Genomic DNA, 14,498 nt, shown 5'->3' with positions numbered 1-14,498 from the left:
AGATCACTGCGACCTCTGTGGGAGCTGGCTTGCCAGCGATGAGGCCAGATGCAGCACCATCAATTCCCGGCCTTCTTCACCCTCGGCTTGCGCACCCGCTTCACCCCATCCTTGGCCGCAGTCCCCGCCTTGCGCTTCTTCTTCCACGGCGACCCACCCCGGCCCGCCGGTGTCGCCGGCCCGGAAATCCTCAGTTGCATCCCGGCACAGCGTTCCACCTGCTTGCTCATCCATGCCGATTGTTTCTCGACAAAGGTCTCCAGGCTCATTTCCCCGCTTTGCACCATGTCCAGCGCCTGCTCCCAGATCGCCGTGGTCCCCGGGTCGGCAATCGCCCGTGGCACCGCATCGATCAGGCTGAAGGCCGCCGGCGTGGCATTCAGGGCCTTGCCATTCTTTACCAGGTAACCCCGGTCCAGCAGGCCCTGGATGATCCCGGCGCGGGTCGCCTCGGTGCCGATCCCGGTGGTTTCCTTGAGCTTCTGCTTGAGGCGCGGATCCTCCACCAGCTTGGCGACGTTCTTCATCGCCTTGATCAGGTCGCCTTCGGTGAACGGCTTGGGCGGCTGGGTCCAGAGGTCCTTCAACGCCAGGTCGCGCACCGCGCACCACTGCCCCTTGCTCAACGCTGGCAGCACCTGTGCTGCCGGCGCTTCGCGACCTTTCGGCGGCGTCAGCGCTTCCGGCAGCGCGCGGCGCCAGCCCGGTTCGACGATCTGCTTGCCCACGGCGCGCAACGCCTGCCCGGCACAATCGAAATCCGCCTGGGTGCGGTCGTATTCGTGGTTGGGCAGGAACTGCGCCAGGTAGCGTGCGCGGATCAGGGTGTAGACCGCCTTGGCCTTGCCCGGCAGCCGGTTCGGATCGACCGCCGCTGCGGTCGGGATGATGCCGTGGTGGGCGCTGACCTTTGCATCGTTCCAGGCCCGCGAACGGCGCTGTGCCTGCAGGTGCGGCTGCAGTGGCGCCAGTGATGGATCGGCCCGACCGAGCGCCGCGAGAATCGCCGGCGCCTCGCTGTGCTGGCTCAGTGGCAGGTAGCCGCAATCGCTGCGCGGGTAGGTGATGACCTTGTGGGTTTCGTACAGCGACTGGGCGATATCCAGGGTTTCCTGGGCGCCGAGGCCGAACTTCTTCGAGCAGACTTCCTGCAGGGTGCCGAGGTCGAAGGGCAGGGGCGCGGCCTCGCGGACTCGCTCGGTCTTCACCTCGACCACCTGCGCCGTGCCCGCCGCCTGCATCGCCGCAGCCGCCTGTTGTGCCAGTTCCTGCTTCAGGCAGCGACCCTGGTCATCGCAGACGTCGTCCGGCGCCCGCCATTGCGCGGTGAAGACGCTGCCCTCGCTGTCCAGCTGCACATCGATGGCCCAGAACGGCACCGGCACGAAATCGGCGATGCTGCGGTCGCGGTCCACCACCAGGCGCAGGGTCGGGGTCTGCACCCGGCCCACCGGCAGCACGCCCTGGTAGCCGGACTGGCGGCCGAGCAGGGTGAACAGGCGGCTCATGTTCATGCCGATCAGCCAGTCGGCGCGGGAGCGGCCGAGGGCCGAATGGTACAGGCTGAAGGTTTCGGCACCGGGCTTGAGCGCGGCCAGGGCCTTGCGGATCGAGGCATCGTCCAGCGCCGACAGCCACAGGCGCTGGATCGGCCCGCGGTAACGGCAATGTTCCACCAGCTCGCGGGCGATCATCTCGCCCTCGCGGTCGGCGTCGGTGGCGATCACCAGCTCGGCGGCTTCGCCCAGCAGGCGCTTGACGGCCTTGTACTGGCTGGCGGTCTTGGGCTTGACCTGCATCTTCCACTGCTCCGGCACGATCGGCAGGTCGGCCAGCACCCAGCGCTTGTAGCGCGCGTCGTAGGCGTCGGGCGGCGCGGTTTCCAGCAGGTGGCCGATGCACCAGGTCACCGTCACCCCAGTGCCCACCCAGCAGCCATCGCCACGCCGGCTGGCCCCGAGGACCTTGGCGATATCCTTGGCCTGGGAGGGCTTTTCGCAGAGGAACAGGCGCATGGGGAAGAGAGGCATCCAGGGGAACGAGGTTCCCTAGGATGCTTCGAGGGAGGCGCGGTGGCAAGGTTTATCTGTATGGATGTACAGTCTTGTGTGCTGGGCGCGTGATCTTGGAGTGTGGGTTCTGCACACGAGTGGCTGCGATGTGCCTGTCAGAAGACCGAGTTATGGCCACTAGGCGCATGCCGATAGATCTTCAGCGCTCTCAAGATCGAGCGCCGCCCGCGCGGCGCATCGCTGGCAAGCCAGCTCCCACATTTGTTGCAACGTGCCATGGCCTGTGAGATCTCCGTTGCCAGCCTTGGATGTTCGGCGAACTATCGCGAGGAGGCTTTTCGGCTCGGCGCGATACCGCGTCGTACAAACAAGGCGGTCAACCATGGCCTGACAGGCATAGGTACGTTGCAACAAATGTGGGAGCTGGCTTGCCAGCGATGCGCCGCGCGGGCGGCGCTCGATCTCAAGGGCGCTGGAGAAGTCATGACAAGCACCTATCAGCCCTGATGCGATCTACTGACAGGCCTTCTCACCGTCGCCGCCGTGCCCAGCAGTACGCAGGCTACCGCCATGCGCACGCTGGTCTTTTCCCGTCAGTTGCTGGCCAACCGCTCAATCTGAACCGCCAGGTCCTTCTCCGGGATCTTCACCTCCACCAGTACCGGCCGGTCGCTGATCTCCAGCAGTGTTGGCAGCAACGCCTGCAGCTCGCTGACCGTATTCACCTGGTAGCCAAGCGCGCCATAACCCTTGGCCAGGGCCGGGTAATCCAGGCTCGGCAGGGTATCGAACGGTGCGAACTCGCCGTCCGGATTGAAGGCGTCGATATCGACGAACGCCTGCTCGATGGCATACACCTGGTTGCTCATGACGAAGACGATGGCGTTGACCTTGTTGCGCGTCAGCGCCGCCAGGGACTGGCTGACCATCATGAAGCCGCCATCGCCGGCGACCACGATCGGCCGTTGCCCGCTGCCCAGGGCAACACCAAGGGCGCAGCCGGTTTCATGACCGAGGGAGCCCCAGATGGCGTCGGAGAGGAAGCTGTTGCGCGGCATGTCCTGGATGTTGCTGGCCACGTACAGCGACGAGCTTTCGCCGAGGATCAGGGTGCTGGTTTGCCACAGGCGATGCTCCTTGGCGAAGTCCACCAGGCTGGCGAAGAAGTTTTCGTAGCCGAGGGCGTCGCTCGGGGCGCAGGCGCCGAGCAGGGCCGGGTGCCGGGGCAGGTACACGTCGCTGCGCGGGAAGCGCTTGTCCAGGTCGAAGGCCTTGAGCAGGCTGTCGACGTAGTCCGGCAGGCGCACGTTGGGGTAGTACTCGGCCCCGGTGCGGGCCAGGTCGCAGTTGACCTGGATAATCTGGTCGAAGCGGTCCTTGAGCAGGTCGAGGTAGTCGTCGGTGAAGATCACCCCGATGGCCAGGATGCAGTCGGCCTCCAGCACCTGCGGCGAAGTCTCCAGGCGCGAGGCCGGGCCCGCGTAGGTGCCGATGAAGGGCTTCTGGCTTTCGTCGAGCACGGTCTTGGCGTCGAGGGTGGTGCTGAACGGCAGTTGGCAGCCGTCGATCAGGCGCTGCACCGCGTCCTGCAAGCCGTAGCGCATGACTTCCACGCCCAGCAGCACCAGCGGTTTCTTCGCTTCGGCCAGGCGCTGGACGCTGTTGTCCACCAGCAGCTTGAGGGCATCCGGGTTGGACGGCTGCGGCGCCGGCTTCAGGGTGCCTTGCGGGAGCGAGCAGGGCAGGCCCCAGACATCCTTCCAGGCCTCCAGGTACACCGGCTGGCGATGGGTGATGGCGGCGATCAGCGCGCTGTCGATCTGCCACGGTGCCTGGCGGGCGTCGGAGATGATCTCGCAGGCCACCGTGACCTGCTCCAGCACATTGCGGTCGGCCTCGAAGTTGCCGGTGGAATGGTGGAACAGCACATGCTGCTGGCGCGCCAGCTCGCGGTTTTCCGTGGACGGGCTGGCCGAGATCACCACCACCGGGGCGCGTTCGACGAACGAGCCGGCAATGGCATTGACCGCGCTGAAGGTGCCCACGCCGTATTGCAGCGACACGGCGCCGAGGCCATGCACCCGGGCATAGCCGTCGGCGGCGTAGGCGGCGCCCATTTCATAGACCTCGCCCACGGCGTCGATGCCGTCGAAGGCCTCTAGGGCGTTCATGAAGTTGGAGACATAGTCCCCCGGGACCTGGAACACCTTGGTCAGGCCCAGTTCCTTGAGGCGGGTCAGCAGGTAGTCGGCAACGGTGAAAGGTGCGGTACTCATGCCTTGATCCCCGTGTAGGCGAAGTCAGTGACTTCGGCGAGTGTCTTCTTGCAGTCGGTGCAGGTCAGGGATGGCGGGTTCTCGATATCGACCGGCGCCGGGGTCGGCAGCAACTGTTACGCCTCCGGCAGCCACTCGGGACGCGGCAGGCCGAAGAAGTCCTGCAGGGTGGACTCGGCGGTGGTCAGGGCGCCTTCGACCCAGCCCTGGCCGTAGGAGTAGGCTTCACCGACGATGAAGACGTCCTGGTCCTGCACCGGATGCCGCATGCCCTGGATGATCAGGTCGAGACGGTAGTTGGCTTTCCACTCGTGCCAGCCGCCGCCGAACGGATCGGCATCCCAGGCGTGATAGACCGCGGAGTAGGGCGCCGGCAGCTCGATCTGGTCGTGCAGGGAGGTGACCTGGCGCTGCGCGATGCGCACCATCTCTTCGCTGATCTGGTACTGCATACGCGGCACCACTTCATTGCTGTCGATACGGCCCTGCAGGCTTTTCGGCTGGTAGCCTTCGAACGGTGCGCCGTCTTCCAGGCCTTTCCAGAACGGCACGGTACCGATGTCGTTGTAGGAGGCCATCAACAGCGAGTTGAGGGTTTTCTCGCCGCCGTCCTGCTCGCACTCGGTGCCCATGTAGTAGCACTGGCGGATCGGCAGGTCGGTGACCGAACGCCCGGCCACCAGGCCCTGGGCGCGCCACCAGGGTTGTTCGTAGGCGAGGAACAGCTTGAACGCCGACTGCACCAGTACCGAGCCGATGTTCTCTTTCAGCCACGGATCGTCGAACAGTGGCGACTGGATCAGCTCCAGGGAGCGCCGCGGCATGGCCAGGATCACCTGGCGGGCATGGATGATGATCTCGTCCGCGCCCGGGACGTCAGTGGTGTTGCCATCCACGGTCTGGGTGGGGACGAAGTGCAGGCGGTACGGGTACTCGGTGTCATCGCTGTATTGCAGGGAGGCCAGGCGCTTGTTCATCTGCACCCGCTGCTCGGCGGGAACCAGGCCGCCCGAGACGTCCTGGAAGCGCTGGGCGAGGGTCAGCGGCAGGGTCTGGAAACCGGTCTTGAGGGTGAGGAACTTGGTGGTGTCGCTGTATTCGGTGGCGGGCAGCTGGGTCACGGCGCTGGCGTTGGCCACATTGGCCTCGTAGCCGCCGGCGTCCTTCATGAACTGGTAGCCCTCGTTGCTCAGCACGCGGTAGAGCAGGTCCCAGAAGCCGTAGCGCCAGATTTCCTTGCCGAACACCTTGACCTGCATCTGCTCGGCCAGGCTCAGTTGGTCGAAGCCCGGGTAGATGCTGTTCATCACCTTGACCTGCAGGTCCTCGGGGCCGAAACCGCGCTCGGACCAGGCCAGGTTGTAGGGGATCTTTTCCGGGGCTTCGGTGAAGTCGCGCAGGCGGAAACGCTCGCCGCGCAGGTAGAACAGGTTGTTTTTGGCACCGACCGGATCGTTTTCCGGCAGGTTGCTGCCCATGGGGAAGTCCTTGGTCGGCAGCTCGAGCTCGTTCACCAGCTTGTCGACCATCACGTGGCCACCGGTGTTGTCGTCGGTGGCCGGCATCCAGCGCATGCCGCCGACTTCGGCGACGACGTTGGGCAGACCGGGAAGATTGATACTGAACAGACGCCCGCCGATGCGGTCGCTGTATTCGAACAACTGGATGCGTTGATGATCGCCTTGTGCTTCTTGCAGGCGCCAAGCGCTGTAGGTCCCGGAGACGCCGCCGCCGATGATGGCGACATCCAATGGCTGGGTCTGGCTCATCGCAAATATCCCTATGTTGTTGTGGGCAAGGAAGTCCATGCGGGAGGCAGTATCGACGAGGATTGTGTCAGTGCCAATCTGCCATCACTGAATATTTTGTCGGCGCTGGCTGAAACGGTGAACCCCAATGAATACGGGGCTTTGCCGGGAGTCGAAGGTATGTGCGCAAGGCAATCGGAAGGAACCGCTCAAGCCCGCGCCCGCCGTCGAAACCGGGCAGGGCGGGGCGGGCGGTTTTGCGGATTATCCGCGGCTGGCAGTGAGCGCCTGCTCCAGGTCGGCGATGATGTCGTCGCTGTGCTCGATACCGATCGACAGGCGCACCATGTCGCGCGGAACACCGGCTTTTTCCAGTTCTTCGTCGTTCAGTTGGCGGTGGGTGGTGGAGGCCGGGTGGCAGGCCAGGGACTTGGCGTCGCCGATATTTACCAGGCGTACTACCAGCTTCAGCGCATCGATGAAGCGGGCGCCGGCTTGCTGGCCGCCCTTGATGCCGAAAGACAGAATCGACGCCGGTTTGCCCTGGGTGTAGCGCTGGGCCAGTGGGTGTTCCGGGTGATCCGGCAGGCCGGCGTACTTGACCCAGGCCACTTGCTCATGGGCTTGCAGATAACGGGCGACCTTGAGGGCGTTCTCGGTATGACGCTCCATGCGCAGGGCCAGGGTTTCCAGGCCTTGCAGGATCAGGAAGGCGTTGAACGGCGACAGCGCCGCGCCGGTATTGCGCAGCGGCACCACCCGGCAGCGGCCGATGAAGGCGGCGGGGCCGAAGGCTTCGGTGTAGGTCACGCCGTGGTAGGACGGGTCGGGGGTGTTGAGCAGGGCGAAGCGTGCCTTGTTCTCGGCCCAGGGGAACCTGCCCGAGTCGATGACGATACCGCCGATGCTGGTGCCGTGGCCGCCGATGTACTTGGTCAGGGAATGCACGACGATATCGGCGCCGTGTTCGAACGGCCGGCAGAGGATCGGCGTGGCCACGGTGTTGTCGACGATCAGCGGCACGCCATGGCGGTGCGCGGCGTCGGCCAGGGCCTGCAGGTCGACGATATTGCCCGCCGGGTTGCCGATGGACTCGCAGAACACCGCCTTGGTGCGCTCGTCGATCAGGGCTTCGAGGGCGGCGATGTCGTCGTGCGGGGCGAAGCGGGTCTGGATGCCGATGCGTGGCAGGGTGTGGGCCAGCAGGTTATAGGTACCGCCATACAGCTTGGCCACGGAAACGATATTGTCGCCGACTTCGGCGATGGTCTGGATCGCATAGGTGATCGCCGCCATGCCCGAGGCCACCGCCAGCGCCCCGACCCCGCCCTCGAGCGCGGCCATGCGTTGTTCCAGCACATCGTTGGTGGGGTTCATGATCCGCGAATAGATATTGCCGGCAACTTTCAGGTCGAAGAGGTCGGCGCCATGCTGGGTATCGTCGAAGGCGAAGGAGGTGGTCTGGTAGATCGGCACCGCCACCGCCCGGGTGGTCGGGTCCGGGCTGAAGCCCGCGTGGATGGCCAGGGTTTCCAGCTTCATGCAGTCGCTCCTTGAAAGAGGGGGGAGCGGCGGAGCATGGAGGGAGGGTGGCTGGATGGTCAATGGCCCTATTTGGCATAAGGAAATAGCCAGAGCACCACAAAACCCTGTGGGAGCTGGCTTGCCAGCGATGAGGCCGGCTTGAGCAATGATGTTGTCAGATCGGGCCCTATCGCTGGCAAGCCAGCTCCCACAGGGGTTTTGTGTCGAGCATGGCGAATCCGGTAAGCTTGCTAACGATTTTCCCCCGCCTTGCCTGCCCCCACGGAAACCCCCGATGTCCCAGACCCACACCAAGAACCGGGCCCTGCGCGTGCGCAGTGATGTCCTCGCCGGTTTGACCACGTCGTTCGCCCTGGTGCCGGAGTGCATCGCCTTCGCCCTGGTCGCCCACCTCAACCCGCTGATGGGCCTGTACGGCGCCTTTATCATCTGCACCCTGACCGCCCTGTTCGGTGGCCGCCCGGGCATGATCTCCGGCGCCGCCGGCTCCATGGCCGTGGTCATCGTCGCGCTGGTGGTCCAGCAGGGCGTGCAATACCTGCTGGCCACGGTGTTGCTGGGCGGCTTGTTGATGATCCTCTTCGGCCTGCTGCGCCTGGGCAAGCTGGTGCGCCTGGTGCCGTACCCGGTGATGCTCGGCTTCGTCAACGGCCTGGCCATCGTCATCGCCATGGCCCAACTGGAGCACTTCAAGCAAGGTGAGCAATGGCTGCAAGGCGCGGCGCTGTGGCTGATGCTCGGCCTGGTAGCGTTGACCATGCTGGTGGTCTACGTCCTGCCGAAGCTGACCCGCGCGGTACCGCCGGCCCTGGTGGCGATCCTCGGCGTCGGCGTGCTGGTCTGGCTGCTCGACCTGCCGACCCGCACCCTTGGTGACATGGCCCATATCGCCGGCGGCCTGCCGTCCCTGGCCCTGCCGCAGGTGCCGTGGAACCTGGAAACCCTGCGGATCATCGCTCCCTATGCGGTGCTGATGGCCCTGGTCGGGCTGCTGGAAACCCTGCTGACCCTCAACCTCACCGACGAAATCACCGAGAGCCGCGGCCACCCCGACCGCGAATGCGTGGCCCTCGGCGCGGCCAATATGGTCTCCGGGCTGTGCGGCGGCATGGGCGGCTGCGCGATGATCGGGCAGACCGTGATCAACCTCAGCTCCAACGGCCGCGGGCGCCTGTCCGGGGTGGTGGCCGGGGCGATGATCCTGCTGTTCGTGCTGTTCCTCTCGCCGCTGATCGAGAAAATCCCGCTGGCGGCGCTGGTCGGGGTGATGTTCGTGGTCGCCCAGCAGACCTTCGCCTGGGCTTCGCTGCGGGTGCTGCACAAAGTGCCGGTCAGCGATGTGCTGGCGATCATCGCGGTGACGGTGGTTACGGTGTTCACCGACCTGGCCACGGCGGTGCTGTTCGGCATCGTCATCGCCGCGATCAACTTCGCCTGGCAGCACGCCCGCGAGCTGTATGCCGACATCCATGACGAAGCGGACGGCAGCCGGCTGTACCGGGTGCATGGAACGTTGTTCTTCGCCTCGTCGACGCCGTTTCTCGACCAGTTCGACCCGGCCAATGATCCGGCGCAGGTAACGCTGGACTGCCGGCACCTGAGCTTCGTCGATTACTCGGCGATCGCGGCGTTGAAGACCTTGCGCGAGCGCTATGAGAAGGCGGGGAAGCATCTGCGGGTGGTGCATCTGTCGGAGCGTTGCAAGCAGTTGCTGAAGCGGGCGGAGCTCTGAGCGACGGCGTACCTGATATTTCTGTCAGGTGTTTGTTTACAGCAATAGGTTTTGAATCTTCTCCAGGCACGACGCCTTCGCCCGTGTCTTCACCATTCTTAATGGAGAGCATCATGACCGACCAACGAACAAAGCGTTCACTCGTACTCGACCCCACCTTCGGTACAGGAGGGCTGGTGGAAGTCAGCCTGCCAGGCGGCAACTACGGCGCACTTATTGCGGTGACGCCGTCCCGGCGCATCATTGCGGCCGGCCTGTCTCCGGGCAGTTCGCATAGCATCACTCTGGTCAGGTTCGATCAACGCGGTGCCCTCGACCCTACCTTCGGCGTGGAGGGTGTGGCAGTCATCGAGCTTTCCGATGCCCTCGAGCACATGCTTTATCACTGCGTGGCCCTTCCGGACGAGCGAGTGGTACTGATTGGTACCCGTAAGGTGAGCAACATGATTGCCCAGGACTATTTTTTCTCCTGTGTTGGCGCGGATGGTGCCCTTGACGGTAGTTTCGGCAGCGGCGGGACAACGATAATCGCGCCGTACAACCGGGTCTTCCATGTTTTCAGCGCGACGCTGCAAAGCGATGGCAAGGTCCTTGCTCATGGAGAGGGTGTCCAGTGGCCAGAAGGCTATACGGCCAATGCGCTGATGCGCCTCGATCACGACGGGCGGCCCGATCCCACGTTCGGCGAAGATGGAGTGCATTTCGTCGAGCGCGGTCTCCGGCTTCCCGCACTTGTGGTCAGGCCGGATGGGCGCATCCTTATGGGCGGGTGGTCGGATTCGCACGCCCAAGTCAGAGGTTATGATGCGGCGGGTCAGACGGATGTATCGTTCGGCGACGGCGGGGTTGCGGATCTGCCCGTTCCCGGCGGAGAGAGCATGACCACCGAGAGCCTGGCTCTCCAGGCTGACGGCAGGGTCATCGTACAGGGCCAGATAAGCCCCAGCGACAACGACAAACGCCGCAGCTTTGTGATGAAGCTGCGCCCGCATGGCGAGCGCGACCATACCTTCAACCGCGGCGAGCCTCTGGCCCTGTCCTGGACTCCCGGCCGCGCTGTGCTGGCCGACGCGGCCGGTCGGGTGTTCGCCCTGGCCCGGGACGAGTACGTGGATAGAGCGCAGCTAACCGTGCTCACTCCCGATGGCTTCGTCGAGCAGCCGGTTTTCACCCTGCCGTTTCCTGGGGTGGAGTACCATTTCCCTGCGAATCAGTTGCTGGAGCACCTACCCGGCACCTTGTTGGTGAACGCGCAAGTGATTGACCCTGATACCCAGGTCCATCGCCTGATGATTGCTCGCCTGTTGATCTGATCGACGGCTGGAGATGACCTGTATTTCGGGCCATCTCCGGGCCGCTGCGCCTCACCCCTGCTTCTTGATGATCACCTCGGCAATGCTCGCCGGCGCTTCCGCGTACCGGGTGAACTCCATCGAATAGCTGGCCCGGCCCTGGGTCATCGAGCGCATTTCGGTGGAGTAGCCGAACATTTCGCCCAGCGGCACCTCGGCCCGTACCACCTTGCCCGCCGGGGTGTCCTCGCTGCCCTGGATCAGGCCGCGACGGCGGCTCAGGTCACCCATGATGTCGCCCATGAATTCCTCGGGCATCACCACTTCCACCTTCATCACCGGCTCCAGCAGCACCGCGCCGCCTTTTTGCGCCAGTTGCTTGGTAGCCATGGACGCGGCGATCTTGAAGGCCATCTCGTTGGAGTCGACGTCGTGGTACGAGCCGTCGAACACCGCGGCCTTGAGGCTGATCAGCGGATAACCGGCGACCACGCCATTGAGCATCTGCTCCTCGATGCCTTTCTGGATCGCCGGAATGTATTCCCGCGGCACCACGCCGCCGACCACCTCGTTGATGAACTCCAGGCCTTCCTTGCCTTCATCGCCCGGGGCGAAGCGGATCCAGCAATGGCCGTACTGGCCGCGCCCGCCGGACTGGCGGACGAACTTGCCCTCGATCTCGCAGGTGTTGCGGATCTTCTCGCGGTAGGCCACCTGGGGCTTGCCGATATTGGCTTCGACCCCGAACTCGCGGCGCATGCGGTCGACGATGATGTCCAGGTGCAGCTCGCCCATGCCGGAGATGATGGTCTGCCCGGTCTCCTCGTCGGTCTTGACCCGGAACGAGGGGTCTTCCTGGGCCAGCTTGCCGAGGGCGATGCCCATTTTCTCCTGGTCGGCCTTGGTCTTGGGTTCCACCGCCACGGAGATCACCGGATCGGGGAAGTCCATGCGCTCGAGGATGATCGGCTTGTTGATATCGCACAGGGTGTCGCCGGTGGTGACGTCCTTCATGCCGATCAGCGCGGCGATATCGCCGGCGCACACGGCCTTGATCTCGGCGCGCTGGTTGGCGTGCATCTGCACCATGCGCCCGACCCGTTCCTTCTTGCCCTTGACCGAGTTGAGCACGGCGTCGCCCGAGCTGAGCACGCCGGAGTAGACCCGGGCGAAGGTCAGGGTGCCGACAAAGGGATCGGTGGCGATCTTGAAGGCCAGGGCCGAGAACGGCTCGTTGTCGTCGGCGTGGCGCTCCAGGTGCTTGTCCTCGTGGTCCGGATCGGTGCCGTTGATCGCCGGGATTTCCGAGGGCGCGGGGAGGTAATCGATCACCGCATCGAGCATCAGCGGCACGCCCTTGTTCTTGAACGACGAGCCGAGGATCGCCGGGACGATCTCGTTGGCCAGGGTGCGCTGGCGCAGGCCGGCCTTGATCTGCTCGTTGCTCAGTTCGACGCCGTCGAGGTACAGGCTCATGAACTCGTCGTTGGCCTCGGCGGCGGCCTCGATCATATGGGCGCGCCACTCGCGGGCCTGGTCCAGCAGTTCGGCGGGGATCTCTTCCTCGCGGTAGCTGGTGCCCTGGTCGTCATCGTTCCAGAAGATCGCCTTCATCTTCACCAGGTCGATCTGCCCGGCGAAGTTCTCCTCGGCGCCGATGGCCAGCTGGATCGGCACCGGATGGTGGCCGAGGCGCTGGTCGATCTGCTTGACCACCCGCAGGAAGTCGGCGCCCTGGCGGTCCATCTTGTTCACATAGGCCAGGCGTGGCACATGGTACTTGTTGGCCTGGCGCCACACGGTTTCGGACTGCGGCTCGACCCCGTCGGCGCCGCTGAACACCACCACCGCGCCGTCGAGCACGCGCAGGGAGCGTTCCACCTCGATGGTGAAGTCCACGTGGCCGGGGGTGTCGATGATATTGAAGCGGTACTTGTCGGGGAACTGCTTGGTCGAGCCTTGCCAGAAGGCCGTGGTCGCCGCCGAGGTGATGGTGATCCCGCGTTCCTGCTCCTGGGCCATCCAGTCCATGGTCGCGGCGCCGTCGTGGACCTCGCCCATCTTGTGGTTGACCCCGGTGTAGAACAGGATGCGTTCGGTGGTGGTGGTCTTGCCCGCGTCGACGTGGGCGACGATGCCGATATTGCGGTAGAGCTCGATGGGAGTGGTGCGCGCCATGAGGGGTCACCTGTGTTGCGTGGGGAGGGTGGTATTTCCACGGTAGCAGAGGCTGGGGGGATTGCCGGATCGCCGGACAGATGAACGACGCGAGATTGGTGTGGGAGCGAGCTTGCTCGCGAACGGGCGCGAAGCGGCCGTAAAACCTGTGTCTGCTGTATTCCTGACCAACCGCAGACGTAAGTTCTACGATGGCTGCACCACCGTTCGTGAGTGCACTGGAGGGGCTGCGATACAGCCCCAGGAAGAGGGATCGATCAACGCCCGGCTTCTTCGATGACTTTCGGAAACCTTGGCTCATAGCAAAGCAGTAGTGACAACCAGTGGCCGGTGGCGTGGATCAGGATGACGGGCCATAGCAGCAGGTTGAGCAACACGAATACCCGTAGTTCGCTCTGGCGGAAGAAGCTGGTATCCAACCCCCAGGCGGCCTTGAGCGAAAGCCAGGGCCAGGGGAATTTGCAGATGAGTTTCTTCGGGGCTGGCGCGGAGGCGGGGCCGTCTTCCATGTAGCGGCGGATGTATTCCCAGAACGCCAACAGTTCGCTGGCGTTGCGGGTGGGTTTGCCGATGAAGGTGACTTCGATGTTGTCGGTGGGGGTGCCTTGTAGATCGACGCCATCACCTTTGTCCCAGACCAGGATGACGAAACCTCCGGTACCTTCGAGTTCGCTCATTTTCTTGTCGATAAGGATCTCGGTCTTGTCCCAGTCCATGATGCGGATGCCACCCAAGTGCTTGGGACGGAGGAGGTAGACTTTTCGGGTGATTCGGTTGAAGCGGACAATTACGCGACGGGCGGTAAAGGACTCCAAACGAGTGAAACGAAACGTGTATTTCAAAAAGGCGGCAAGTACTATCAGCAAGGATAAGGGGAAAAGCACAGCAAAAAAGTAATCGATACTGGTTAGTGGGGCTTTGTCGTAATAGCTATGTCCAGCAATAATGTAGTCGATGGACATCACTGTGTTGATTGTAATGGCATGTATTAACATTCCATATATGGCGATTGCAAAGAATGTAATTGCTCCTCTTTTTTCGTCGCTCGGTGTCCTGACGTCAATGTGTCTGTCGTTGTATGTATAGATTGATGAGTTGTCATAAGTTCTGCTTGAAACTGGCTCGCTCACTCCATCGGGGGCATGAAGTTCAGTCTGTCCCGGATGGCGCTGTTGGTTGTTGAATTCGTTCTTGGCTTCGTCGTAAGTGGTTAATGTCTTGGACCACTGAAATCCTCGCTCCAGAAAATACACTAGAGAGTCCCCTCTAATGCGTTTTGCATGGTTTTTACTTCAGCTTCTTCACTCTCGATGCCATTGTTTTTAAGGTCCTTACGGAATGTGCAGGAGTCGAGATAGCGCTGCAGCTGGTTAGGAAATAGGAAAATTTCAACTAGTACCAATGCCAGAATCACCATGTTCAGGCCGAAAAATAGCCGAAGCATTGGAATCATGCGTAGGGCCAAAGCAGTAGAAGCTTGCAAGCCTGATCTAACCGCTACACCGAGAATTGGGCGAGTTCCGTACTGTTTTAGCAGGTATTCCAAGTATGGCTTCGCGTACGCCAAGCCCACCGTAATCGATAAGGTGGCGGAACCCATCTGCGTCACTGCGCGCAATAAGTAGACTCCGGCAAGAGAGTACCTTTTATGTCCTCGATTCTCATACGCATCCTGAAGGTCATACCAAGCCCCCACCAACCCAGCCGCCCCCACC

9 protein-coding genes are annotated in these 14,498 nt (G+C 63.3%); 2 read left to right on the top strand and 7 right to left on the bottom strand.

Annotated features, from left to right (window positions below):
* Window positions 1-59: 59 nt before the first annotated feature.
* From PSEMO_RS22230 to PSEMO_RS22215, 4 genes are all read right to left on the bottom strand, one after another.
* The gene (locus tag PSEMO_RS22230; protein ID WP_075805133.1) at window positions 60-2,015 is read right to left on the bottom strand and encodes a DNA topoisomerase III; all 1,956 of its coding nucleotides are present in this window, start codon (window positions 2,013-2,015) and stop codon (window positions 60-62) included.
* A 590-nt stretch (window positions 2,016-2,605) separates the two neighbouring features.
* Window positions 2,606-4,288, bottom strand: coding sequence for an alpha-keto acid decarboxylase family protein (locus PSEMO_RS22225; protein ID WP_075805132.1), 1,683 nt, complete (start codon window positions 4,286-4,288; stop codon window positions 2,606-2,608).
* A gap of 116 nt (window positions 4,289-4,404) precedes the next feature.
* Window positions 4,405-6,057 carry a flavin monoamine oxidase family protein gene (locus PSEMO_RS22220; RefSeq protein ID WP_218641251.1) on the bottom strand — a complete coding sequence of 551 codons (1,653 nt, stop codon included), beginning with the start codon at window positions 6,055-6,057 and terminating at the stop codon, window positions 4,405-4,407.
* 243 nt (window positions 6,058-6,300) lie between these two features.
* A complete protein-coding gene (locus tag PSEMO_RS22215) occupies window positions 6,301-7,578 on the bottom strand; it encodes a bifunctional O-acetylhomoserine aminocarboxypropyltransferase/cysteine synthase (RefSeq protein WP_075805131.1) in 1,278 nt (425 codons plus the stop codon).
* Window positions 7,579-7,855: 277 nt separating this feature from the next.
* Here PSEMO_RS22215 and PSEMO_RS22210 point away from each other — a divergent pair, with 277 nt between their 5' ends.
* On the top strand, window positions 7,856-9,313 hold the full coding sequence (locus PSEMO_RS22210) for a SulP family inorganic anion transporter (protein ID WP_075805130.1): 1,458 nt from the start codon (window positions 7,856-7,858) through the stop codon (window positions 9,311-9,313).
* Between the two features lie 113 nt (window positions 9,314-9,426).
* The gene (locus PSEMO_RS22205) at window positions 9,427-10,626 is read left to right on the top strand and encodes a hypothetical protein (protein WP_075805129.1); all 1,200 of its coding nucleotides are present in this window, start codon (window positions 9,427-9,429) and stop codon (window positions 10,624-10,626) included.
* Between the two features lie 51 nt (window positions 10,627-10,677).
* Here the strand turns inward: PSEMO_RS22205 and fusA are convergent, their stop codons facing one another.
* From fusA to PSEMO_RS22190, 3 genes are all read right to left on the bottom strand, one after another.
* Window positions 10,678-12,783, bottom strand: a complete 2,106-nt coding sequence (gene fusA / locus PSEMO_RS22200) for an elongation factor G (RefSeq protein ID WP_075805128.1) — start codon at window positions 12,781-12,783, stop codon at window positions 10,678-10,680.
* A 257-nt stretch (window positions 12,784-13,040) separates the two neighbouring features.
* The gene (locus PSEMO_RS22195; protein ID WP_075805127.1) at window positions 13,041-14,036 is read right to left on the bottom strand and encodes a DUF6708 domain-containing protein; all 996 of its coding nucleotides are present in this window, start codon (window positions 14,034-14,036) and stop codon (window positions 13,041-13,043) included.
* Window positions 14,036-14,498: hypothetical protein (locus PSEMO_RS22190; RefSeq protein WP_218641250.1), on the bottom strand; the 463-nt coding region annotated here is incomplete at its 5' end. The genes PSEMO_RS22195 and PSEMO_RS22190, both read right to left, overlap by 1 nt.

Origin of the sequence: Pseudomonas putida (assembly GCF_001941965.1) — a bacterium.
In the GTDB taxonomy this organism is placed as follows: Bacteria; Pseudomonadota; Gammaproteobacteria; order Pseudomonadales; family Pseudomonadaceae; genus Aquipseudomonas; species Aquipseudomonas putida_L.
Note: the sequence above shows the minus strand (reverse complement) of the source record. Positions and strands in the feature narration are given on the sequence as shown.